This is a genomic window from Pseudomonas sp. B21-028 (assembly GCF_024749045.1).
Taxonomy (GTDB): domain Bacteria; phylum Pseudomonadota; class Gammaproteobacteria; order Pseudomonadales; family Pseudomonadaceae; genus Aquipseudomonas.
In genome coordinates, this window is the sequence record NZ_CP087184.1 from 4,553,007 (window position 1) to 4,575,566 (window position 22,560).

Consider the following 22,560-nt stretch of genomic DNA (forward strand, 5'->3'; position numbering starts at 1 on the left):
AAGCCCATGCAGATTTCCCTCGCGCAACAAGTTGCCCTCGTCACCGGCGCCAGCTCCGGCATTGGCGCGGGCTCGGCCAGGGCGTTGGCCGCCGCCGGCGCCGCCGTGGTGCTCAATTACCATTCCAACGCGGCCCCGGCCGAAGCGCTGGCCCGCGAGATCAATGACAACGGCGGCCGCGCCATCACCCTCGGCGCCAATGTATCTCAGGAGCAAGAGGTCGAGCGGCTGTTCGCCCAGGCCGTGGAGGCCTTCGGCACGCTGGACATCCTGGTCGCCAACTCCGGCCTGCAAAAAGACGCCGCAGCCGTCGACATGAGCCTGGACGACTGGAACACCGTGATCGGCGTCAACCTCACCGGCCAGTTCCTCTGCGCTCGCGCCGCGCTGCGGGTCTTCAACCGCCAGGGCATTCGCCAGGGTGTTTCCCGGGCAGCCGGAAAAATCATCCACATGAGTTCGGTTCATCAGCGCATTCCTTGGGCTGGTCACATCAACTACGCGGCGTCCAAGGGCGGTATCGACTTGTTGATGCAGAGCCTGGCCCAGGAAACCAGTCACCATCGCATCCGCATCAACAGCATCGCCCCTGGCGCCATCCGCACCGCCATCAACCGGGAGGTCACCGAGGGCGAACAGGGGCAAAAGCTGCTGGAGCTGATTCCTTATGGTCGTATCGGCGACGTGGAAGATGTCGCTAACGCAGTGGTCTGGCTGGCGTCGGACCTGTCCGATTATGTGGTGGGCACCACGCTGTTCATCGATGGCGGGATGAGCCTTTATCCGGGGTTTCGCGGCAATGGCTGACCATGACGAACCACAGAGCCCCATTGAAAACCACGGCATCATCGGCGACATGCGCAGTGCCGCGCTGGTCAACGACCGGGGCAGCGTCGACTTCTTCTGCTGGCCGGAATTCGACAGCCCGTCGATCTTCTGTTCACTGCTGGACACCCCGCAAGCGGGCATTTTCCAGATCGCGCCCGACCTGCCGGACGCCCGGCGCCAGCAGATCTACCTGCCCGACACCAATGTGCTGCAAACCCGCTGGCTGAGCGACGGCGTAGTGGTGGAAATCACCGATCTGTTGCCCATCGGCGACACCGAAGATGACCTGCCGTTGCTGATGCGCAAGGTGCACATGACGGTCGGCCACGCGACGTTTCGCATGCGCTGCGCAGTGCGCCATGACTACGCCCGGGCCACCACCACCGCGCACCTGGAAGGCGCCCACGTCTGCTTCAAGGCGCAGGGGCAACCGAGCCTGCGCCTGCGCGGCGACCAGGCCATGAGCCTGGACGGCAACGCAGCGGTGGCCGAATTCACCCTGCAGGAAGGCCAGAGCGCCGAGTTCCTGCTGGGCGGCATCGACGATCCCCGGCTTCAGGATGATGTCAGTGCAATATGCCTGGAGCGGACCCTGGCGTTCTGGCGCGGCTGGATCGGCCAGTCCAACTACCGGGGCCGCTGGCGGGAAACGGTCAACCGTTCCGCCCTCGCGCTGAAGCTGCTGACCTCACGCAAACACGGCGCCATCCTGGCTGCCGCCACCTTCGGCCTGCCGGAAACACGCGGCGGCGAACGCAACTGGGATTACCGCTACACCTGGATCCGCGATGCCTCGTTCACCGTCTACGCGTTCATGCGCCTGGGCTTCGTTGAAGAGGCCAACGCCTACATGCGCTGGATGCACGGTCGTGTCAGCGATTGCCGCGGACAGCCGGTCAAACTCAACATCCTGTACGGCCTCGACGGCAGGCAGGAGTTACCGGAAACCGAACTGACGCACCTGAGCGGCTTCGGCAATGCGCGGCCGGTGCGCATCGGCAACCTGGCCTACGAGCAGGTACAGTTGGACATCTTCGGCGAGTTGATGGACGCGGTGTACCTGGTCAACAAATACGGCGAAGCCATTTCCCACGAAGGCTGGAAACACACCGTCAACGTGATCGACCAGGTGTGCGAAATCTGGCAGGACAAGGACGTAGGGATTTGGGAAATGCGCGGCGATAAACAGGATTTCCTGCATTCGCGCCTCATGTGCTGGGTGGCCGTCGACCGCGCCATCCGCCTCGCCGTCAAACGCTCCCTGCCCGCGCCGTTCACCCGCTGGGACGAGACTCGCCAGGCCATCTACAAAGACATCTGGACCCGTTTCTGGAACGATGAACGCCAGCATTTCGTCCAGCGCCTGGGCAGCACCGCCCTTGATGGTTCGATGCTGTTGATGCCGCTGGTGCGCTTTGTCAGCGCCCGGGATCCGCGCTGGCTGTCCACCCTCGATGCCATCGAAAAGCATCTGGTGCGCGACGGCATGGTGTACCGCTACCGCAACGACGATGATCCCATCGATGGCCTCAGCGGCATTGAAGGCTCGTTCGTCGCCTGCTCGTTCTGGTACGTCGAATGCCTGGCCCGTGCCGGCCGTGTGGAAAAGGCCCAGCTGGAATTCGAGCAACTGCTGCGCTACGCCAATCCCCTGGGGTTGTATGCCGAAGAATTCGACGGCCATGGTTATCACCTGGGCAATACCCCGCAGGCCCTGAGCCATCTGGCGTTGATCAGTGCGGCGAGTTTCCTGGATCGCAAGTTGAGTGGGGAGAAGAACAACTGGCAACCGTGAGACGGACTGACGTCACTCTCGAGTAAACACCGCCTTGTGGCGATATGTCAGGCCGCTGGCTCGATGTCATCCAGCGCACGATTGGCCAGCAACGTACCCAACTCAATCAACTGCTGAATTCCTAACGCCACATGCCGCCGGGACCCTTCCAGCTCGAACGCCAGGTCACTGGCCATCGCATTGGCCGACGCCAGGGTTTCGCTGAGGCTGGTCAACACCGATTCGGTATTGATGCCCGGAACCACCGAAAAGACCTGGCCGTCGTGGGTGTCGGGTTTAGCTTCGGTGGTTGGAGAGAGATGCACGCTCAGCGCACGATCGGCGGCCTCACGAAGTTTTCTTGAATCAAGGTTTGTGTAGGCAGAGAGATTTTCAGCCTTGGGCGGATTGGGGGTAATTTTGACCACTGTGAAACTCCATTCAAATGTGGAGTTCGCCATTTCCGCGACCAAGCAGAGGGTGGCGAACTGTACGCAGGTTGGTCGACCAGGGAATGGAAACCCGGCAGGGCCCGAAGCCCTCCCACGCACAGCCAGCCATAAAGCAGACAGCCGCTTGCGCGGCATCGTGCGCCATTCTAAACCCGGACGACCAAGCCCGGTCGCTGATTTTGCAGCGACCGGCAGAGCCTATCTCCACTGCTTCCTAACCGACAACCGTCGCGACTCGTCAGAAATTTCTTGTTCCCGAACTTTTCTGTAGGAACACACAAGCACCAGGGGCATTCGGCCCATTCATTTGTCATGGGGCCTTTCAGGTTGCCAGTCCTCCAAACCCCTCCTAAGATCGATGCTCTCACGGGTGCAGCGGAGCTGCCCGATAAAAACCCGACTCAAGGATCAGGCATGACCAACGTGAAATGCACCATCGACACCCCGCCCCGTACCGGCTTGACCCGAGAAGACCTCTGGGAAGGCCAGGACAAGGGTTTGATCAAGTGCTGGGAAATCGGCCGCGACCGTGCAACAAAATTCCCCGAGCTGGCGCAACGTTGCCTGGCCGGTGAATTGCCGGTGCTGGGTTGGAAAGGCGGGGTCAACCGTAGCCTGAAGAAAAACGAAAAATTCGGCTGCCTCAAATACCTCGCCCAATGGCAAGGCCTGCGCGGTGAAGACCTGGACATCGACTTGTCCCAGGAACGCACGCTGACCTGTACCAGCACGAAGATGATCGTGACCTTCACGCCGGACCGGGCCAAATACGTGAATCAGGAACCCGCCTGAGCGCAACCGGGCGCTGCCGGAGGCCGACATGAATCAGGATCTCAAAATCAGTTTCGCGGTGACGCCGCTGTTGCGCATCGCCTACGAAGAGCACGGTCCCGCCAGCGGCGAGCCGGTCATCCTGCTGCACGGTTTTCCCTATGATCCCAGGGCCTTCGATGAAGTCGCTCCGGTCCTGGCCCGGCGTGGCTACCGGGTCATCGTGCCCTACCTGCGCGGCTACGGCCCGACCCGGTTCAACAACCCGGCGATCATGCGCTCCGGCCAGCAAGCCGCGCTGGCCCAGGACCTGTTGGACCTGATGCACGGACTCGACATTCCCCAGGCAGCGCTATGCGGCTATGACTGGGGCGGCCGGGCGGCGTGTATCGTGGCGGCGCTGTGGCCCGAGCGCGTGCGCTGTCTGGTCACCGGCGATGGCTACAACCTGCAGGACATTCCCCGTTCAACCCAACCGCTGGACCCGCAGACGGAACATCGCCTGTGGTATCAGTATTACTTCCATACCGCCCGGGGCGTGGAAGGTCTGACGCAAAACCGGCGTGAGCTGTGTGAGTGGCTCTGGCGCCTGTGGTCACCGATCTGGAAGCGCGGCCCGGAACTGTATCCACTCACCGCGCCCTCTTTCGACAACCCGGACTTCGTCGACGTGGTGATCCATTCCTACCGCCATCGGTTCATGTACGCACCGGGGGATCCGACCCTTGAATGGCTGGAAGAACGGCTCACGGCGCAACCGGACATCAGCGTGCCCAGCATTTCCCTCTGCGGGGCCGACGACGGCGTGGGGCCTGCCCCTGAACAGGATGAAGACGCCAGACACTTCAGCGGCCCCTACGAGCGTCGAGTGCTGAGCGGCGTTGGCCATAACATTCCCCAGGAGGCTCCCGAAGCCACCCTCAATGCCCTGCTGGATCTGCTTGAAGGCTGACAGCGAAACGCTCGCGATACGCCTGTGGCGTCACCCCCATGGCCCGCAGGAAACTCCGGCGCAGGGTTTCCTCGCTGCCGAAGCCACATTGCACCGCCACCCGCTTGATCGGCACGCCGGTGTCGGACAACAGACGGCGGGCGGTTTCCACGCGAATCAATTCCACCGCCCGCGCCGGGGTCTGCCCGGTCTCGGCGCGGTAGTGACGGACAAAGCTGCGTTCGCTCATGCCCGCCTGGGCGGCCAGGTTGGGCAGTCCGAGGTCCTGAGTGAGGTTCTCGGCGATCCAGGCGTGCAGTTCGTCAAAACGGCTACCCTGATTCTGTAGCGACAGGGTCACGCTGAATTGCGATTGCCCACCCGGCCGCTTGAGGAAAACCACTAACTGCCGGGCGACTTCCAAGGCCACGGCGCGACCCAAGTCGTCTTCCACCAGCGCCAGGGCCAGGTCGATGCCCGCTGTGACCCCGGCCGAGGTCCAGACCGGACCATCGTTGATGAAAATCGGATTGGGTTCGACGCGCAACTGAGGATGCTGCTCGGCCAGTTGTTCACAACGGGTCCAGTGGGTGACCACCCGACGCCCGTCCAGCCAACCGCTGGCGGCCAGCAGGAACGCCCCGGTGCACACCGAGGCCACCCGCCGCGAACGCCGGCCCTGGTCTTTGACCCAGGCCACCAGCATCGGATCCTTCGCCGCCTCGTACACGCCCCAGCCGCCAGCGACCAACAGGGTGTCGCTGCCTTCGGTCGGTAGCGGCTCGGCCATCAATGCCAAGCCCGCCGAAGACACCACCGCGCCACCACCGGCGGCGATCACCGTCGGGGCGTACGGCAATGGCAGGCCTCGCTGGCGGGCCATATCGTTGGCCGAGGCAAATACCTGCAAAGGCCCGGTGACATCGAGCACTTGCACGTTGGCGAAAGCCAGGACATGAACGGTTTTCGGTGAATTGGGCATGTTGGCGTAATTCGTGGGCTTATTGGCGTATACGCCAGAGCCTACGGACCTAAAGTGGAACCGTCCACCCCCCGGGCATTAGCCAAAGGAGAACACCATGACATTGCAGATCGGTTTGCTGTTATTCCCCCAGGTCCAACAGTTGGACCTGACCGGCCCTTATGATGTGCTGGCCTCGTTGCCCGACGTGAAGGTGCATCTGATCTGGAAAGACCTGGCGCCGGTCACCTCCAGCACCGGGTTGGTGTTGTTGCCCACCACCACCTTCGAAGACTGTCCGAAGCTGGACGTGATCTGCATCCCCGGGGGCACTGGCGTTGGTCCCTTGATGGAGGACGAACAGACACTGGCGTTCATCAAGCGCCAGGCCAGCCAAGCGCAGTACATCACGTCGGTGTGCACCGGGGCGCTGGTGCTCGGTGCGGCGGGTCTGTTGCAAGGGAAGCGGGCCACCACCCATTGGGCCTACCACAGTTTGCTATCAACCCTGGGCGCCACCCCGATCAAGGACCGCGTGGTGCGTGACGGCAAATTGATCACCGGTGGCGGTATTACCGCCGGAATCGATTTTGCCTTGACCCTGGCGGCCGAACTGTTCGATCAGGACACCGCCGAACTGGTCCAGCTCCAACTCGAATACGCCCCGGCCCCACCCTTCGACGCCGGCTGCCCGGACACCGCGCCTGCGCAGATACTGGAAGAAGCCAAGCGGCGAGCGGCGGAATCATTCCGGGTGCGCTCGCAGATCACCCAGCGTGCCGCGGCGCGGTTGGAAATTTCTGCCTAGCGCGGGCCACGAGTGGTTTGGGGCGAGAGGATCAGTTCGCTCGCCGTTCGGTCGTTCCACTCAGTACGGACTGGCCGTCGGCCGTACGACCAGTTCGCTGACGTCCACATCCGCCGGTTGCTCGATGGCGTAGGCAATCGCCCGGGCAACGGCCTCGGCGGGTATGGAGATCCTGCGAAACTCGCGCATTTCGGCGCGCCCACCTTCATCGGAAATGCTCTCGGCCAGTTCCGACTCCGTCACGCCGGGGGAAATCACCGTCACCCGCACATCACCGCCGACCTCCTGGCGCAGCCCTTCGGAAATCGCCCGCACGGCATACTTGGTGGCGCAATACACCGCGGCGGTGGGGCTGACGGCGTAGGCACCGATGGATGCGATGTTGATGAACTGGCCGCTGCGCTGACGCTGCATCAAGGGCAGGCCCGCCGCAATGCCATGAAGCACGCCACGGATGTTGACGTCGATCATGCGGTCCCACTCCTCGACTTTCAGTGCTTCGAGCTTGGAGAGCGGCATGACGCCGGCGTTGTTGATGATCACATCCACCTTGCCAAAACGTTCGACAGCGAAGTCGATCAGGTCCTGGACATCGTCGCGGCGGGTCACGTCCACGGCTTTGCAGAAAGCCTGCTGGCCAGCGGCTTCGAGCTCCTGGACCAGCGCTTGCAGACGATCGACGCGCCGGGCGCCAAGCACCACGCGGGCCCCACGGGCGGCCAGCAGACGCGCCGCGGCTTCGCCAATCCCGCTGCTGGCACCGGTAATCACGACTACTTTATTCTGGATATCGGACATGATGGTTTCCTCGTCTGGATGTGTTCGCCCTCGGTGGGAGCGCTCTGACAGGTCCAGATTAGGGAAGCAGCCACTGGCTGGGTTAGCCGGATCCTCCTGCGCACTTGCACGATCCTGTAGCAATAAAACCGGCTATGGTCGCCGGCCGTGCAATCGGCTTTACTAGCGCGATCCAATTATTTGGCCCGGGAGATTGATCGGATGTCGGTATCCACGTCCATACAGGTTGCGCCAGACGACAGCGTCAACCAACGCCGCACCGAACTGGCGGCGCTGATGAAACGTTTCGCGCCAGAAAATGGAGTGTTCCCCACGGCCATCGGCTCCTTGAACCTGATTCGCAGCAACCAGCCAACCGATGCCCTGCACGTCGTGCACAAGCCCGGCCTATGCGTGATCATCGAGGGAAGCAAGGAGGTACGGCTGGCAGATGAGTGCTACGTCTACGATCCACTCAATTACCTGGTGGTCTCGGTCACACTGCCATTAGCCGGACAGGTCATCGAAGCCAGCCCCGAGAGACCTTATCTGTGCATTCGCCTGGACATCGACCCGGCCCAGATCTGCCGCCTGATCGCAGACGCCAGCCCTATCGGTGTACCGGCTCAAGGGGCCGGGCGCGGATTGTTCCTGGACCGCATTGATGCGCCACTGCTCGATGCGGTGTTGCGCCTGCTGCGATTACTCGACACTCCAGACGACATCGCTACCCTGGCCCCTCTGGCCCAGCAGGAGATTTTCTATCGCCTGTTGCGCGGCGCCCAAGGCCAGCGCTTGCATGAGATCGCCATCCCGGACACCCAGGCCCATCGCATCAGCCGCGCCATCGAGTGGCTCAATACCCATTACGCCGAGCCGTTGAGCATCGACAGCCTCGCACACATGATCAACCTCAGCCCTTCGGCATTGCATCACCGCTTCAAGGCCGTGACCGCCATGAGCCCACTGCAATACCAGAAGCAACTGCGCCTGCAGGAAGCCCGGCGGTTGCTACTGTCGGAAAACAGCGACGTTTCGTCAGTCGGCTACAAGATGGGCTACGAAAGCCCTTCGCAGTTCAGCCGCGAATACAGCCGTCTGTTTGGCGCTTCCCCCAGCAAGGACATCGCTCGCCTGCGTGCCCAGGTGCTACCGACCAACGGCGCCTGATTCCCCCAGCACGGGTGTCGATACACCGCCGTGACACTTTTTCACAGACGAAAAAAAACCCGCCGAAGCGGGTTTTTGAGGACCAATTTGACTCCCTGTCTGGCATTCCATGCCTGGTCCCGTCATCCATGATCCCGAGCACTCCCTGTACTCAGTGGATGGATACAGATTAAGCCCATGACCGGCCCGGGAAAAGACGAGAACGCAGCGCCGATGTGTAAGCCTTTCGCTATACAGCGCCGTGGTACCTTTTAACAGGCGAAAAAAAACCCGCCGAAGCGGGTTTTCCAAGACCATTACGACTCCCTGTCGATAGCCATCCTTGCAAGGTCGATCGTCCCTGATCCTGAGCACTCCCTGTGCTTCAGTGGATGAGCACAGATTACGCGTCGGATCCAAAGTGCAATAGTCGACATAACTACCATCGCGTGTAAGACATTCGCTATACATCCCTTCCGAAAACCCTTAGCTCCCTCAGGTGAGCCCCATGAAGCCCGCCGATGGCACCGACTCAAGACCTGTTCAGGAACTCTTCGATATTGGCCATCTGCTCATCCCAGCCGCGGCTGTCCATGCGGAATGCCTTGAGTCGGCGTACTTCGGGAATGCCGTCAAACCCCGACTCTACCACCTTGAGCAAAGTGCCTCCGTCGATGTCTTCCAGTTCGAACTGAACTCGTGTTTCGGGCTCCTGGGAGTAATCCACCTGGGGTTCGATGGCGTAGGGATGCCAACGAAACGAGAACACCCGTTCGGGCTCGACCCGCTCCACCAGCACGTCCCAGGTAAGGTGTTCATAACCAGGATAAGTAATCTGGCCTTGGGTCCGTTCTCCCGCCACAAACCGTTTGCCGTCCAGAGCCACGCCAAACCACTGGCCAAAGGCTTCGGCATTGACCAGGGCTCGCCAGACCTGGGAGCGGGGAGCCTTGAGCAAGATCTTTCTTTCGATGCGATCGGATAAATGCATGGGTCACCTCCTGTGTTCAACAGTAGGCTTTGTAAGACCACAAGGCCAACAGGAAAGTTGTATCAGGCCGTTGTTTGACCCTGCACTGACGCCAGATCCAAAGGAGCGATGTACACTCCCCCGGCATTTTTCCAACCCTTTCAAGGAGAGATCGACCATGCCCTCACGCTTGTTTTTGGCCCTGACACCGTTGCTCTTTGTTGCCGCCGCCCAAGCCGACGACTGCGCCAATGCCACCACCCAAGGCGAGATGAACCAATGCGCGGCCCAAGAGAAGAATGCCGCCGACAACGAGCTGAACAGCTTGTACAAACAGATCACAGCGCGCCTGAAAGACAATCCCGAGGCCAAGCAGTCACTGGTCAAAGCACAGCGGGCCTGGATAGGTTTCCGTGATGCCGAATGCACTTTCTCTGCGTCTGGGGTCAAGGGTGGCAGCGTCTATCCGCTGATCTACGGCAACTGCATCACAGCGCTCACCAAGGCGCGAGTCGAGACCTTCAAGACTTACCTCAGATGTAAGGAAGGGGATCTGAGCTGCCCGGTGCCTGAGGCATAAACGTCTCACCTACGTGGTTAAACGGGTGCCCATCGACGCAGTAGGCACCTGGTCTCATGCGCCCACAATGGTTACGAGTTTTTCACGAACAAAAACAAAACCCCTACCTGCGTCAGCAGATAGGGGTTTCGGAATTTAATCTTGACGATGACCTACTCTCACATGGGGAAACCCCACACTACCATCGGCGATGCATCGTTTCACTGCTGAGTTCGGGATGGGATCAGGTGGTTCCAACGCTCTATGGTCGTCAAGAAATTCGGGTACTGACTCGTGACCGGCTGGCCTCGCTTCAGCAAATTGGGTATGTGACAGCTTTCGGTGCTTTGTGAGCGTCGAACTTTCGGTTCATTTCGTCTTCACACACCGCAATCTGGTGCCCTTGCGCTTCTCAGCTCGGAGCAAGCAAATTGCTTGGGTGTTATATGGTCAAGCCTCACGGGCAATTAGTACAGGTTAGCTCAACGCCTCACAGCGCTTACACACCCTGCCTATCAACGTCGTAGTCTTCGACGGCCCTTCAGGGAGCTCAAGGCTCCAGTGAGATCTCATCTTGAGGCAAGTTTCCCGCTTAGATGCTTTCAGCGGTTATCTTTTCCGAACATAGCTACCCGGCAATGCCACTGGCGTGACAACCGGAACACCAGAGGTTCGTCCACTCCGGTCCTCTCGTACTAGGAGCAGCCCCTCTCAAATCTCAAACGTCCACGGCAGATAGGGACCGAACTGTCTCACGACGTTCTAAACCCAGCTCGCGTACCACTTTAAATGGCGAACAGCCATACCCTTGGGACCGGCTTCAGCCCCAGGATGTGATGAGCCGACATCGAGGTGCCAAACACCGCCGTCGATATGAACTCTTGGGCGGTATCAGCCTGTTATCCCCGGAGTACCTTTTATCCGTTGAGCGATGGCCCTTCCATACAGAACCACCGGATCACTAAGACCTACTTTCGTACCTGCTCGACGTGTCTGTCTCGCAGTCAAGCGCGCTTTTGCCTTTATACTCTACGACCGATTTCCGACCGGTCTGAGCGCACCTTCGTACTCCTCCGTTACTCTTTAGGAGGAGACCGCCCCAGTCAAACTACCCACCATACACTGTCCTCGATCCGGATAACGGACCTGAGTTAGAACCTCAAAGTTGCCAGGGTGGTATTTCAAGGATGGCTCCACGCAGACTGGCGTCCACGCTTCAAAGCCTCCCACCTATCCTACACAAGCAAATTCAAAGTCCAGTGCAAAGCTATAGTAAAGGTTCACGGGGTCTTTCCGTCTAGCCGCGGATACACTGCATCTTCACAGCGATTTCAATTTCACTGAGTCTCGGGTGGAGACAGCGCCGCCATCGTTACGCCATTCGTGCAGGTCGGAACTTACCCGACAAGGAATTTCGCTACCTTAGGACCGTTATAGTTACGGCCGCCGTTTACCGGGGCTTCGATCAAGAGCTTCGCGTTAGCTAACCCCATCAATTAACCTTCCGGCACCGGGCAGGCGTCACACCCTATACGTCCACTTTCGTGTTTGCAGAGTGCTGTGTTTTTAATAAACAGTCGCAGCGGCCTGGTATCTTCGACCGGCGTGGGCTTACGCAGCAAGTGCTTCACCCTCACCGGCGCACCTTCTCCCGAAGTTACGGTGCCATTTTGCCTAGTTCCTTCACCCGAGTTCTCTCAAGCGCCTTGGTATTCTCTACCCAACCACCTGTGTCGGTTTGGGGTACGGTTCCTGGTTACCTGAAGCTTAGAAGCTTTTCTTGGAAGCATGGCATCAACCACTTCGTCACCCAAAGGGTAACTCGTCATCAGCTCTCGGCCTTAGAATCCCGGATTTACCTAAGATTCCAGCCTACCACCTTAAACTTGGACAACCAACGCCAAGCTGGCCTAGCCTTCTCCGTCCCTCCATCGCAATAACCAGAAGTACAGGAATATTAACCTGTTTTCCATCGACTACGCTTTTCAGCCTCGCCTTAGGGACCGACTAACCCTGCGTCGATTAACGTTGCGCAGGAAACCTTGGTCTTTCGGCGTGGGTGTTTTTCACACCCATTGTCGTTACTCATGTCAGCATTCGCACTTCTGATACCTCCAGCAAGCTTCTCAACTCACCTTCACAGGCTTACAGAACGCTCCTCTACCGCATCACTTACGTGATACCCGTAGCTTCGGTGTATGGTTTGAGCCCCGTTACATCTTCCGCGCAGGCCGACTCGACTAGTGAGCTATTACGCTTTCTTTAAAGGGTGGCTGCTTCTAAGCCAACCTCCTAGCTGTCTAAGCCTTCCCACATCGTTTCCCACTTAACCATAACTTTGGGACCTTAGCTGACGGTCTGGGTTGTTTCCCTTTTCACGACGGACGTTAGCACCCGCCGTGTGTCTCCCATGCTCGGCACTTGTAGGTATTCGGAGTTTGCATCGGTTTGGTAAGTCGGGATGACCCCCTAGCCGAAACAGTGCTCTACCCCCTACAGTGATACATGAGGCGCTACCTAAATAGCTTTCGAGGAGAACCAGCTATCTCCGAGCTTGATTAGCCTTTCACTCCGATCCACAGGTCATCCGCTAACTTTTCAACGGTAGTCGGTTCGGTCCTCCAGTCAGTGTTACCTAACCTTCAACCTGCCCATGGATAGATCGCCCGGTTTCGGGTCTATTCCCAGCGACTAGACGCCCTATTAAGACTCGCTTTCGCTACGCCTCCCCTATTCGGTTAAGCTCGCCACTGAAAATAAGTCGCTGACCCATTATACAAAAGGTACGCAGTCACCCAACAAAGTGGGCTCCCACTGCTTGTACGCATACGGTTTCAGGATCTATTTCACTCCCCTCTCCGGGGTTCTTTTCGCCTTTCCCTCACGGTACTAGTTCACTATCGGTCAGTCAGTAGTATTTAGCCTTGGAGGATGGTCCCCCCATATTCAGACAAAGTTTCTCGTGCTCCGTCCTACTCGATTTCACTTCTAAGATCCTTTCGCGTACAGGGCTATCACCCACTATGGCCGCACTTTCCAGAGCGTTCCGCTAAAATCAAAGAAGCTTAAGGGCTAGTCCCCGTTCGCTCGCCACTACTAAGGGAATCTCGGTTGATTTCTTTTCCTCAGGGTACTTAGATGTTTCAGTTCCCCTGGTTCGCCTCTTGCACCTATGTATTCAGTGCAAGATAACCATCTTATGATGGCTGGGTTCCCCCATTCAGACATCTCCGGATCACAGTCTGTTTGCCGACTCCCCGAAGCTTTTCGCAGGCTACCACGTCTTTCATCGCCTCTGACTGCCAAGGCATCCACCGTATGCGCTTCTTCACTTGACCATATAACCCCAAGCAATCTGGTTATACTGTGAAGACGACATTCGCCGAAAATTCGATTGTGCTCAAAGAGCCACTCACAAATTTTACCTTAGCCTGATCCGTTACCAGTGAAAGTAACGTTCAGTCTATCTTTCTATCACATACCCAAATTTTTAAAGAACGATCTAATCAAAAGACTAGAAATCAACATTCAGCATCGTCTTGATGGAATGCTCATTTCTAAGCTTTAACGAGGGTCACCAATCGGTAATGGTGGAGCCAAGCGGGATCGAACCGCTGACCTCCTGCGTGCAAGGCAGGCGCTCTCCCAGCTGAGCTATGGCCCCGTATCGCTACAGGGTGCACCAGTAATTGGTGGGTCTGGGCAGATTCGAACTGCCGACCTCACCCTTATCAGGGGTGCGCTCTAACCAACTGAGCTACAGACCCAATCGTCTTCTTCAATGAATCAAGCAATTCGTGTGGGAGCTCATGAAGCAGCTGCCGTCGTCGATTAAGGAGGTGATCCAGCCGCAGGTTCCCCTACGGCTACCTTGTTACGACTTCACCCCAGTCATGAATCACACCGTGGTAACCGTCCTCCCGAAGGTTAGACTAGCTACTTCTGGTGCAACCCACTCCCATGGTGTGACGGGCGGTGTGTACAAGGCCCGGGAACGTATTCACCGCGACATTCTGATTCGCGATTACTAGCGATTCCGACTTCACGCAGTCGAGTTGCAGACTGCGATCCGGACTACGATCGGTTTTGTGGGATTAGCTCCACCTCGCGGCTTGGCAACCCTCTGTACCGACCATTGTAGCACGTGTGTAGCCCAGGCCGTAAGGGCCATGATGACTTGACGTCATCCCCACCTTCCTCCGGTTTGTCACCGGCAGTCTCCTTAGAGTGCCCACCATAACGTGCTGGTAACTAAGGACAAGGGTTGCGCTCGTTACGGGACTTAACCCAACATCTCACGACACGAGCTGACGACAGCCATGCAGCACCTGTCTCAATGCTCCCGAAGGCACCAATCCATCTCTGGAAAGTTCATTGGATGTCAAGGCCTGGTAAGGTTCTTCGCGTTGCTTCGAATTAAACCACATGCTCCACCGCTTGTGCGGGCCCCCGTCAATTCATTTGAGTTTTAACCTTGCGGCCGTACTCCCCAGGCGGTCAACTTAATGCGTTAGCTGCGCCACTAAGAGCTCAAGGCTCCCAACGGCTAGTTGACATCGTTTACGGCGTGGACTACCAGGGTATCTAATCCTGTTTGCTCCCCACGCTTTCGCACCTCAGTGTCAGTATCAGTCCAGGTGGTCGCCTTCGCCACTGGTGTTCCTTCCTATATCTACGCATTTCACCGCTACACAGGAAATTCCACCACCCTCTACCATACTCTAGCTCGACAGTTTTGAATGCAGTTCCCAGGTTGAGCCCGGGGCTTTCACATCCAACTTAACGAACCACCTACGCGCGCTTTACGCCCAGTAATTCCGATTAACGCTTGCACCCTCTGTATTACCGCGGCTGCTGGCACAGAGTTAGCCGGTGCTTATTCTGTCGGTAACGTCAAAACCATCACGTATTAGGTAATGGCCCTTCCTCCCAACTTAAAGTGCTTTACAATCCGAAGACCTTCTTCACACACGCGGCATGGCTGGATCAGGCTTTCGCCCATTGTCCAATATTCCCCACTGCTGCCTCCCGTAGGAGTCTGGACCGTGTCTCAGTTCCAGTGTGACTGATCATCCTCTCAGACCAGTTACGGATCGTCGCCTTGGTGAGCCATTACCTCACCAACTAGCTAATCCGACCTAGGCTCATCTGATAGCGCAAGGCCCGAAGGTCCCCTGCTTTCTCCCGTAGGACGTATGCGGTATTAGCGTCCGTTTCCGAGCGTTATCCCCCACTACCAGGCAGATTCCTAGGCATTACTCACCCGTCCGCCGCTCTCAAGAGGTGCAAGCACCTCTCTACCGCTCGACTTGCATGTGTTAGGCCTGCCGCCAGCGTTCAATCTGAGCCATGATCAAACTCTTCAGTTCAAACATCTTTGGGTTTTGAGAAAACCCTAAACTTGGCTCAGCAATCGTTGGTTACATCTTTGATTTCTCGCGGAGTAACTTGTGATGCTGATAATCTGTTGACTAGCAGTCTGACTCCACAAGCACCCACACGAATTGCTTGATTCAGTTGTTAAAGAGCGGTGGGTTGAGCCTTTCGTCTCAACCGAGGCGCGCATTCTACAGCGCCCCGTGTATCTGTCAAGCGGTTATTTTAGAAGTTTTCAAAGTTTTGCTTTCCAAAACCTCAACAACTTCAACCACTTGCGCTTCCGATCTCTCGTTAGCGGGAGGCGAATTCTACAGCGTTGGTCGCTGCTGTCAACACCTCTTTTTCACCGCTTTCGACCGAGAAGATCGAACCGTCAACTGAGCCAAACAACCTGCCCTGCCGACTCCTTCCGGACTTCGATGAACTGAAGTCCTGCGCTGCCAGAAAACATCTAACTCATTGAAACTCAAGGAGTTTTCCGTTTCGGCTGCGCCGGAAGTGGGGCGAATTATAGAGACTCAGAATCTGCCGTCAACCCTTAATTTCGCTTTTCTATCCATACGCGACATCCGGCAAATGAAATCCGCCTTATATATAGACGCTGCCGCCCAAAGTGCGCAGTATATTGCTCAACACAATCATTTTCCTCGCCCTTACCCTGGACAAGCCTCCGTAATGAATCCCCCACATCGCAGCCTGGCCTCCACTTTGTACCCGGTTGCCCTGCTTCTAATCGCCATGGCATCCATTCAATCTGGTGCCTCCCTGGCCAAAAGTATGTTCCCGGTCATAGGCGCCCAAGGCACTACGACGCTACGACTCATTTTTGCCAGCATCATCATGCTGCTGCTACTGCGTCCCTGGCGCGCCAAGTTGACAGCCCAGTCCCTGCGCACCGTGGTCGTCTACGGAATGGCGCTGGGCGGCATGAACTTCCTCTTCTATATGTCAGTCCGCACGACGCCACTGGGAATCGCCGTGGCGTTGGAATTTACCGGCCCCCTGGCGGTGGCTATCTATAACTCGCGCCGGGCAATCGACTTCCTTTGGATTGCACTGGCAGTGACAGGCCTGCTCCTGCTGATACCGACGGGAGCCACCACCGCCGGCATTGACCCAGTCGGCGCCGGCTACGCATTGGGCGCGGGCGTTTGTTGGGCGCTCTATATCCTGTTTGGCCAGAAGGCCGGGGCAGATAATGGCGTACAGACTGCCGCGCTGGGGGTGGTAATCGCAGCCCTGTTCGTAGCCCCTATCGGCATCGTCCATGCCGGGGCCACGCTGCTGACACCGAGCCTGATTCCAGTCGCCATTGGCGTCGCCATTCTCTCCACGGCCTTGCCCTACACCCTCGAAATGATCGCCTTGACCCGCCTGCCTGCCCGCACCTTCGGCACCCTGATGAGCGTCGAACCCGCCGTCGCCGCCCTGTCAGGGTTCGTATTTCTTCAGGAGTACCTGTCATTGGCCCAATGGATGGCGATCGCCTGCATCATCCTTGCGTCAATCGGCGCAACCCTGACCCTGAATAACACCGTAAAGCCCGCCATTGCGGCGGATTGAGGCAGGATTCAACGAAGCTCTGGCATTTGTCGCGCATTTAGGCCATGTTTAGGTCCGTAACCCAATGTCAAACATGGAATTTTTCATACAGGACGTCACGAACGCTTCATGCGCAAGCGAATGTAGTCATACGTGGACAGAGATCCACGACGGCGTTAAGGACGGGAATGAAACGAATCTTGATATTGGTCGTCGTACTTGCAGTTGCAGGTTGCGCGGCGACGACGAGAACTGAAGTCAAACGCGGCAAGAAAGCCCTGCACATCAATTGCTCCGGCCTGACGTCCTCCTGGGACCAATGCGCCGCCAGTGCCGCCAACTCATGTGCCCCCAAGAACTACAAGATCATCGCCAAGTCGGGGGACGCGGTCGAAGAGCCAGGGGATTATCCTTTCGGACTCAACCCTGCCGGCTACACCAGCCGCAGCATGATCGTCATCTGCAAGTAGCGAACGGTCCTCAACCCACTCGCTGCTCGGCCATTCGACGGCTTATCTCCTCCTGGCTGGACTCGAGGACATTACGCTGGATCTCCGGCGTTACCAGCATCCGCGCAACGACCAGCGCTCCAACGCATTGCGACAGGATGGCCCAGGCCAGGCTGTCGCTTTCCAGTATCCGCGCCCAGCTCTCATGCAAACGACAGATCCACGTTTGCGCAGCTTCCCGCACCTGTACATCCGAGCGGGCGATTTCAGCGCCAAGCACCGGCAACGCGCAACCGGCCTCAGGTTGATCAACGTGACTCATGCTCAGGTACTGCTTGAGACAACGCTCCAACCTGGCCGAGTCCAGGACATGATCACCGCTCAGGCGCTCCAGGCTTTGGGTCAGCTCGCGCTCGACGATGGCCTTGAAAAGCTCGTCCTTGGAGGAAAAATGACTATAAAACGCCCCGCCGCTCAATCCGATCGCCTTCATCAGACCGTCGACGCCCACCGTCGAAAAACCGGATTTCTTGGCGGAGACGGCACTGCTGGCAAGCAGCTTTTCCCGGGTTTCCATTTTGTGATTGGCGGAATAACGCATGAATCCTGCCTCTAATCGCTCAACTTGACGTACACCGGAGCGTAGCATAACGTTCGTTCAGCTAACGATCGTTTACCAATGAGGCGAATCATGGATAACAAGAAGGTCGTACTGGTTGTTGGCGCGGGGGATGCCACAGGCGGCGCAATTGCCAAACGCTTCGCGCAAGAAGGATTTATCGCGTGCGTAACCCGCCGTAGCGCCGACAAACTCGCCCCATTGGTCGAAGCGATACGCGCCCAGGGCGGCGAAGCCCACGGTTTTGCTTGTGACGCTCGCAAGGAAGACGACGTGATCGCGCTCATCGAGCAAATCGAGAGCCAGATCGGCCCCATCGAGGCGTTTGTCTTCAACATCGGCGCCAACGTGCCCTGCAGCATTCTCGAAGAGACCGCCCGTAAATACTTCAAGATCTGGGAGATGGCCTGTTTCTCCGGTTTCCTCAATGCCCGGGAAGTGGCGAAACGCATGGTCAAGCGTCAGCGCGGGACCATTCTGTTTACCGGTGCCACGGCGGGTTTAAGGGGCGCCTCGGGGTTCGCCGCGTTCGCGGGGGCCAAACACGGCATCCGCGCTCTGGCCCAGAGCATGGCTCGCGAGTTGGGCCCGCTGAATATACATGTGGCGCATGTGGTAGTGGACGGCGCCATCGACACTGACTTCATCCGCAGCAACTTTCCAGAAAAATATGCGACCAGGGATGAAGACGGCATCCTCGATCCCGAACACATCGCCGAAAACTATTGGTACCTGCATACCCAACCACGCGACGCCTGGACCTTCGAGCTGGACCTGCGTCCCTGGAGCGAACGCTGGTAAGCCCCTCCCCATAACAACAAGAGAGCTGTGACCATGAGCAAATCGGTGGAGTTTTTCTTTGATCTTGGTAGCCCGGCGACCTACCTGGCGTATACCCAACTCCCGCAGCTTTGCGCACACACCGGCAGCGAACTGGTCTACCGACCCATGTTGCTGGGAGGTGTCTTCAAGGCAACGGGCAATGCGTCGCCGATTACCGTGCCGGCCAAGGGCGCGCATATGGCCAAGGACCTGGATCGCTTCGCCAGGCGTTACGGCGTGGCTTTCAGGCTCAATCCGTACTTTCCGATCAACACGCTGTCGTTGATGCGCGCCATTACCGGCATGCAGCTGCGTCATCCTGAACGTTTTATGGCGTTCATCGACTGTTTGTTCCGCGCCTTATGGGTCGACGCCCGTGATCTCAGCCATCCGCAGACCGTAGCGGCGGTGCTGGAGAAAGACGGTTTCGACCCTGGCTATGTGCTGGCGCTGACAACTGACGAGCAGGTCAAGGAAGTACTCAAGGCCACCACCGAAGAAGCCGTTGCCCGGGGCGTGTTCGGTGCCCCCAGCATGTTCGTCGGCGATGAGTTGTTCTTTGGCCAGGATCGCCTGGACTTCGTCCGTGAAGCCCTCGGCTGATCCCGGCGTCAGACCGCCATCGTTCGCGTGTGCAACCATTGCAGTGCGCTGCCTTCCAGCAACGGGCTCAGGCGACGCTGAACTTCGGCGTGATAGGCATTGAGCCAGGCTTTTTCATCCTGGGTCAGCAACGACGGTTCCAGGCAGCGCGTGTCGATTGGACACAAGGTCAGGGTTTCAAACTCAAGGAATTCACCGAACTCGCTGCTCCCCGCCTCGCGGTTCAAGGCCAGGTTCTCGATGCGCACACCCCAGCGTCCCGGACGATAAGTCCCCGGCTCGATGGAAGTGATCATGCCTGGCTGCATGGCTGTCTGCGGCGTGGGAGCCGCCTGGTAGGCGATGACCTGCGGTCCCTCGTGGACATTCAGGAAATAACCGACGCCGTGACCGGTACCATGCCCGTAATCCACCTGCTCGGCCCAGATCGGCGCCCGTGCGATGGCATCCAGCAGCGGCGACAGAATGCCACGCGGGAATCGGGCCCTGGACAAGGCAATGACCCCCTTGAGCACACGCGTGCAGTCGCGTTTCTGCTCAGTGTTGGGTGTTCCAACCGGCACCATGCGGGTGATGTCGGTGGTGCCGCCCAGGTATTGGCCACCCGAATCGATCAATAACAGCCCATCACCCTCGATGACCGCGTGGGCTTCTTCCGTGGCGTGGTAATGGGGCATCGCGCCGTTGGCATTGAAAGCGGCAATGGTGTTGAAACTCAGGGAGACAAAATCCGGCCGGCGTTTGCGAGCCGCGGTCAGGTGTTCGTCGATGGTCAGTTCAGTGATGCGCTCACGACCCCAGGCACTTTCCAACCAGGCGAAGAACTCACACAACGCTGCGCCATCCTGCTCCATCGCGCGACGGATATGCTCGGCGTCGGCCAGGCTCTTGCAGGACTTGGCCAGTGTCGTGGGATTGAGCCCTTCCACCAGTTTCACGCCACTGCCCAGGTTATCCAGCAAACCGACCGTGACCCGGGCCGGATCGACCAGCAGGCTCGCGCCGCCCGGCACGTCACGTAACGCGCTCGCTGCTTCGCTGTAGTCACGCAGGGTTACGCCGTCCTGCTTGAGGACCGCACGCAACGGACCATCGACCTTGTCCAGGGCCACAAACAAGGTTGCCTGTTGCTGGCTGATCAGGGCAAACGAGACGAACACAGGGTTGAAAGACACATCCGCGCCGCGCAGGTTGAATAACCAGGCAATGTCGTCCAGCGTGGCAATGAAGTGCCAGTCGGCGCCACGCGCCTTGAGGGTTTCACGCAGCTTGGCGAGTTTCTCGACCCGGCTGACAGTAGCCTGGGGTGGCAGGTGTGCATACACCGGCTGATCGGGCAGGCTTGGACGATCGGACCAGGCTTCATTCAGCAGATCGATGTCGGTGCGCAAACGTGCGCCTCGCTCCGCGAGCTTGCTGCCCAGGGTTCGGGCCGACGCCACAGCCATTACCGCGCCGTCGACCGCGACCACCCCGCCTTCGGGCGTCTGTTCGGCCAGCCAATCCAGAGGGCCGGGTTGGCCCGGAATGAGCTTGACCAGTTCAATGCCGCTGCCCTTCAGTTCCTGGGTGGCCTGCTCCCAATAACGACTGTCGGCCCAGACCCCGGCGAAATCCTTCGTCACGATCAAGGTCCCGACCGAGCCATGGAAGCCCGACAACCACTGCCTTCCCTGCCAATAGCCAGGCAGGTATTCCGACAGATGCGGATCAGCCGACGGCACCAGCAGCGCGTGGATACCCTCCCGGCTCATCAGTTGGCGGATTCGCGCCAGGCGCTGGGGAACCAGTCCATGGGTCAAAGGCTCGGTACTCATCGTGTCTCCTGTTTATCAATATTATTGTTCGAGGCCCAGGCAACCGGCTCAGGGGGTACTGGCCCAGAATGCCGGTGCCGCGACGCAGGCGGCCTTGATCAGCCGCACGGCCTCGTCGATGTCCTGTTCACGGGTGAAGCGCCCCAGGCTCAGGCGTATGGTCCGCCCAGCCGCACGAGCATCGTGCCCCAAGGCCAGCAGCACATGGGACGGCGTGTTATTCGCCGAGTTGCAGGCCGATGTGGCGGAAAAAGCGAGCGAAGCGCCCAACGCGGCCGGGTTGAACTCACCTTCATGGAACGTCAGGCTCAACGTGTGGGGAATGCGCTGGGTCGCACTGCCATTGATACACACACCAGGCAGCGCCAGCAGCGGCTCAAGCAAACGATTGCGCAAATGGACAATCTTGTCGAGTTCGTCGTCGAACGACTCGGCCGCCAGCTCGAAGGCCGCGCCCATGGCCGCGATCTGGTGAGTCGCCAGGGTTCCCGAGCGAAAACCGCCTTCGTGCCCGCCCCCATGGATCTGCGCCGACAGGCGCGGTCGGGCACGCTCGCCGACGTAGAGCGCGCCGATGCCTTTGGGGCCGTAGATCTTGTGCGCGGAAAAGGACATCAGGTCCACCGGCCAATGGGCCAGGTCGATCCTGACCTTGCCCGCGCCCTGGGCAGCATCCACATGGAACAACGCGCCGTGCCCACGGACAAGTTCGCCGATGGCCGCAACGTCATTGACGGTGCCCAGCTCGTTGTTCACCAGCATCAGCGACACCAGGAAGGTGTCCTCGCGCAGGGCTTCGCGGACAGCATGCGGACTGATCAGACCCTCGGCATCCGGAGCCAGCCAGGTCACCGCGACGCCGCTCTCTTCGAGCTGCCGGGCGGTGTCGAGGATCGCCTTGTGTTCGATCAGGCTGGTGATGACATGGCCGCCGGACGCCCCGCGCGCCTGGGCCACACCCTTGAGGGCCAGGTTGTTGGATTCGGTGGCGCCGGAAGTCCAGACGATCTGCTGCGCCTGCGCGCCCACCAACTGCGCCACCTGCTGCCGCGCCCGCTCCACCGAGCGCCGGGCTTCCTGCCCGAAGGCATGGGAGCTGGAGGCCGGGTTGCCGAAGTTGCCGTCGAAGCCCAGGCATTCGACCATGACCTGGATGACCCGCTCATCCACCGGCGTAGTGGCGGCGTAATCGAAATATAAAGGACGTTTATTCATGGAAAACTCGCAGAGCCTGTTCCGGGATCGGGCGCTCTCGTTGGGTTCGAGGTTACTACCCGATCAACCTTAAAGAAGTGAGACTTCGTTTAAAAGTGCGTAGGAACGCTCCTGAACAGCGAGCTTAGCAGGCA

Annotated in this window: 18 protein-coding genes, 2 tRNA genes and 3 rRNA genes; 11 read left to right on the plus strand and 12 right to left on the minus strand. The window is 58.7% G+C overall.

Annotated elements, in window-relative coordinates; all coding sequences use genetic code 11:
- Window positions 1-6 precede the first annotated feature (6 nt).
- Window positions 7-807 carry an SDR family oxidoreductase gene (locus LOY35_RS19380; RefSeq protein ID WP_258625762.1) on the plus strand — a complete coding sequence of 267 codons (801 nt, stop codon included), beginning with the start codon at window positions 7-9 and terminating at the stop codon, window positions 805-807.
- A complete protein-coding gene (locus LOY35_RS19385; protein WP_258625764.1) occupies window positions 800-2,623 on the plus strand; it encodes a glycoside hydrolase family 15 protein in 1,824 nt (607 codons plus the stop codon). The genes LOY35_RS19380 and LOY35_RS19385 overlap by 8 nt, the downstream gene beginning before the upstream one ends.
- A 47-nt stretch (window positions 2,624-2,670) precedes the next feature.
- Here the strand turns inward: LOY35_RS19385 and LOY35_RS19390 are convergent, their stop codons facing one another.
- Window positions 2,671-3,030 carry a DUF6124 family protein gene (locus tag LOY35_RS19390; protein WP_258633685.1) on the minus strand — a complete coding sequence of 120 codons (360 nt, stop codon included), beginning with the start codon at window positions 3,028-3,030 and terminating at the stop codon, window positions 2,671-2,673.
- 438 nt (window positions 3,031-3,468) lie between these two features.
- On the opposite strand from LOY35_RS19390, the gene LOY35_RS19395 reads away from it, so the two are divergent.
- Window positions 3,469-3,846, plus strand: coding sequence for a hypothetical protein (locus tag LOY35_RS19395; protein WP_258625766.1), 378 nt, complete (start codon window positions 3,469-3,471; stop codon window positions 3,844-3,846).
- Window positions 3,847-3,874: 28 nt separating this feature from the next.
- Entirely contained in the window at window positions 3,875-4,777 is a 903-nt protein-coding gene (locus tag LOY35_RS19400; protein ID WP_258625768.1) for an alpha/beta fold hydrolase, read from the plus strand.
- Here LOY35_RS19400 and LOY35_RS19405 read toward each other — a convergent pair.
- The gene (locus LOY35_RS19405; RefSeq protein WP_258625769.1) at window positions 4,746-5,738 is read right to left on the minus strand and encodes a GlxA family transcriptional regulator; all 993 of its coding nucleotides are present in this window, start codon (window positions 5,736-5,738) and stop codon (window positions 4,746-4,748) included. The genes LOY35_RS19400 and LOY35_RS19405 overlap by 32 nt on opposite strands.
- A 97-nt stretch (window positions 5,739-5,835) precedes the next feature.
- Here LOY35_RS19405 and inhA point away from each other — a divergent pair, with 97 nt between their 5' ends.
- Window positions 5,836-6,525, plus strand: coding sequence for an isonitrile hydratase (inhA, locus tag LOY35_RS19410; protein ID WP_258625770.1), 690 nt, complete (start codon window positions 5,836-5,838; stop codon window positions 6,523-6,525).
- Window positions 6,526-6,585: 60 nt separating this feature from the next.
- Here the strand turns inward: inhA and LOY35_RS19415 are convergent, their stop codons facing one another.
- Window positions 6,586-7,323: an SDR family oxidoreductase gene (locus tag LOY35_RS19415; protein ID WP_258625771.1), complete on the minus strand. Its 738-nt coding sequence runs from the start codon at window positions 7,321-7,323 to the stop codon at window positions 6,586-6,588.
- A 201-nt stretch (window positions 7,324-7,524) separates the two neighbouring features.
- Between LOY35_RS19415 and LOY35_RS19420 the strand changes: the two genes are divergently transcribed.
- Window positions 7,525-8,472: an AraC family transcriptional regulator gene (locus LOY35_RS19420; RefSeq protein ID WP_258625773.1), complete on the plus strand. Its 948-nt coding sequence runs from the start codon at window positions 7,525-7,527 to the stop codon at window positions 8,470-8,472.
- Window positions 8,473-8,983: 511 nt separating this feature from the next.
- On the opposite strand, the gene LOY35_RS19425 is transcribed toward LOY35_RS19420, so the two are convergent.
- Window positions 8,984-9,442 carry an SRPBCC family protein gene (locus LOY35_RS19425; RefSeq protein WP_258625774.1) on the minus strand — a complete coding sequence of 153 codons (459 nt, stop codon included), beginning with the start codon at window positions 9,440-9,442 and terminating at the stop codon, window positions 8,984-8,986.
- Between the two features lie 157 nt (window positions 9,443-9,599).
- On the opposite strand from LOY35_RS19425, the gene LOY35_RS19430 reads away from it, so the two are divergent.
- Complete coding sequence (locus LOY35_RS19430) at window positions 9,600-10,001, plus strand: lysozyme inhibitor LprI family protein (protein WP_258625775.1); 402 nt, start codon at window positions 9,600-9,602, stop codon at window positions 9,999-10,001.
- Window positions 10,002-10,140: 139 nt separating this feature from the next.
- On the opposite strand, the gene rrf is transcribed toward LOY35_RS19430, so the two are convergent.
- The 5 genes from rrf to LOY35_RS19455 all read right to left on the minus strand — a co-directional run bounded on the left by rrf (window position 10,141) and on the right by LOY35_RS19455 (window position 15,349).
- Window positions 10,141-10,256, minus strand: a 5S ribosomal RNA gene (gene rrf, locus LOY35_RS19435).
- 170 nt (window positions 10,257-10,426) lie between these two features.
- Window positions 10,427-13,318 (minus strand): 23S ribosomal RNA (locus LOY35_RS19440).
- Between the two features lie 250 nt (window positions 13,319-13,568).
- Window positions 13,569-13,644 (minus strand) — tRNA-Ala (locus tag LOY35_RS19445).
- Window positions 13,645-13,670: 26 nt separating this feature from the next.
- Window positions 13,671-13,747: transfer RNA gene (locus LOY35_RS19450), tRNA-Ile, on the minus strand.
- Between the two features lie 65 nt (window positions 13,748-13,812).
- A 16S ribosomal RNA gene (locus LOY35_RS19455) occupies window positions 13,813-15,349 on the minus strand.
- Together the 16S, 23S and 5S rRNA genes with 2 tRNA genes alongside form the textbook arrangement of a ribosomal RNA operon.
- Before the next feature lie 685 nt (window positions 15,350-16,034).
- Here LOY35_RS19455 and rhtA point away from each other — a divergent pair.
- Window positions 16,035-16,922, plus strand: a complete 888-nt coding sequence (rhtA, locus tag LOY35_RS19460) for a threonine/homoserine exporter RhtA (protein WP_258625776.1) — start codon at window positions 16,035-16,037, stop codon at window positions 16,920-16,922.
- 167 nt (window positions 16,923-17,089) lie between these two features.
- The gene (locus LOY35_RS19465) at window positions 17,090-17,371 is read left to right on the plus strand and encodes a hypothetical protein (protein WP_258625777.1); all 282 of its coding nucleotides are present in this window, start codon (window positions 17,090-17,092) and stop codon (window positions 17,369-17,371) included.
- A 10-nt stretch (window positions 17,372-17,381) separates the two neighbouring features.
- On the opposite strand, the gene LOY35_RS19470 is transcribed toward LOY35_RS19465, so the two are convergent.
- Window positions 17,382-17,951: a TetR/AcrR family transcriptional regulator gene (locus LOY35_RS19470; protein ID WP_258625779.1), complete on the minus strand. Its 570-nt coding sequence runs from the start codon at window positions 17,949-17,951 to the stop codon at window positions 17,382-17,384.
- Between the two features lie 90 nt (window positions 17,952-18,041).
- Here LOY35_RS19470 and LOY35_RS19475 point away from each other — a divergent pair, with 90 nt between their 5' ends.
- Together LOY35_RS19475 and LOY35_RS19480 are read left to right on the plus strand one after the other, a co-directional pair.
- A complete protein-coding gene (locus LOY35_RS19475) occupies window positions 18,042-18,770 on the plus strand; it encodes an SDR family oxidoreductase (protein WP_258625780.1) in 729 nt (242 codons plus the stop codon).
- A gap of 33 nt (window positions 18,771-18,803) precedes the next feature.
- Entirely contained in the window at window positions 18,804-19,394 is a 591-nt protein-coding gene (locus tag LOY35_RS19480; RefSeq protein ID WP_258625781.1) for a 2-hydroxychromene-2-carboxylate isomerase, read from the plus strand.
- A gap of 8 nt (window positions 19,395-19,402) precedes the next feature.
- Here the strand turns inward: LOY35_RS19480 and LOY35_RS19485 are convergent, their stop codons facing one another.
- On the minus strand, window positions 19,403-21,211 hold the full coding sequence (locus tag LOY35_RS19485) for an aminopeptidase P family protein (protein WP_258625782.1): 1,809 nt from the start codon (window positions 21,209-21,211) through the stop codon (window positions 19,403-19,405).
- A gap of 48 nt (window positions 21,212-21,259) precedes the next feature.
- The gene (locus LOY35_RS19490) at window positions 21,260-22,426 is read right to left on the minus strand and encodes a cysteine desulfurase family protein (RefSeq protein WP_258625783.1); all 1,167 of its coding nucleotides are present in this window, start codon (window positions 22,424-22,426) and stop codon (window positions 21,260-21,262) included.
- Window positions 22,427-22,560 lie beyond the last annotated feature (134 nt).

What these genes read in the sequence shown, in the direction of transcription:
- LOY35_RS19380 (WP_258625762.1), top strand. Translation starts at nt 7, where the DNA reads ATGCAGATTTCCCTCGCGCAACAAGTTGCCCTCGTCACCGGCGCCAGC.
- LOY35_RS19385 (WP_258625764.1), top strand. Translation starts at nt 800, where the DNA reads ATGGCTGACCATGACGAACCACAGAGCCCCATTGAAAACCACGGCATC.
- LOY35_RS19395 (WP_258625766.1), top strand. Translation starts at nt 3,469, where the DNA reads ATGACCAACGTGAAATGCACCATCGACACCCCGCCCCGTACCGGCTTG.
- LOY35_RS19400 (WP_258625768.1), top strand. Translation starts at nt 3,875, where the DNA reads ATGAATCAGGATCTCAAAATCAGTTTCGCGGTGACGCCGCTGTTGCGC.
- LOY35_RS19405 (WP_258625769.1), bottom strand. Translation starts at nt 5,738, where the DNA reads ATGCCCAATTCACCGAAAACCGTTCATGTCCTGGCTTTCGCCAACGTG.
- inhA (WP_258625770.1), top strand. Translation starts at nt 5,836, where the DNA reads ATGACATTGCAGATCGGTTTGCTGTTATTCCCCCAGGTCCAACAGTTG.
- LOY35_RS19415 (WP_258625771.1), bottom strand. Translation starts at nt 7,323, where the DNA reads ATGTCCGATATCCAGAATAAAGTAGTCGTGATTACCGGTGCCAGCAGC.
- LOY35_RS19420 (WP_258625773.1), top strand. Translation starts at nt 7,525, where the DNA reads ATGTCGGTATCCACGTCCATACAGGTTGCGCCAGACGACAGCGTCAAC.
- LOY35_RS19425 (WP_258625774.1), bottom strand. Translation starts at nt 9,442, where the DNA reads ATGCATTTATCCGATCGCATCGAAAGAAAGATCTTGCTCAAGGCTCCC.
- LOY35_RS19430 (WP_258625775.1), top strand. Translation starts at nt 9,600, where the DNA reads ATGCCCTCACGCTTGTTTTTGGCCCTGACACCGTTGCTCTTTGTTGCC.
- rhtA (WP_258625776.1), top strand. Translation starts at nt 16,035, where the DNA reads ATGAATCCCCCACATCGCAGCCTGGCCTCCACTTTGTACCCGGTTGCC.
- LOY35_RS19465 (WP_258625777.1), top strand. Translation starts at nt 17,090, where the DNA reads ATGAAACGAATCTTGATATTGGTCGTCGTACTTGCAGTTGCAGGTTGC.
- LOY35_RS19470 (WP_258625779.1), bottom strand. Translation starts at nt 17,951, where the DNA reads ATGCGTTATTCCGCCAATCACAAAATGGAAACCCGGGAAAAGCTGCTT.
- LOY35_RS19475 (WP_258625780.1), top strand. Translation starts at nt 18,042, where the DNA reads ATGGATAACAAGAAGGTCGTACTGGTTGTTGGCGCGGGGGATGCCACA.
- LOY35_RS19480 (WP_258625781.1), top strand. Translation starts at nt 18,804, where the DNA reads ATGAGCAAATCGGTGGAGTTTTTCTTTGATCTTGGTAGCCCGGCGACC.
- LOY35_RS19485 (WP_258625782.1), bottom strand. Translation starts at nt 21,211, where the DNA reads ATGAGTACCGAGCCTTTGACCCATGGACTGGTTCCCCAGCGCCTGGCG.
- LOY35_RS19490 (WP_258625783.1), bottom strand. Translation starts at nt 22,426, where the DNA reads ATGAATAAACGTCCTTTATATTTCGATTACGCCGCCACTACGCCGGTG.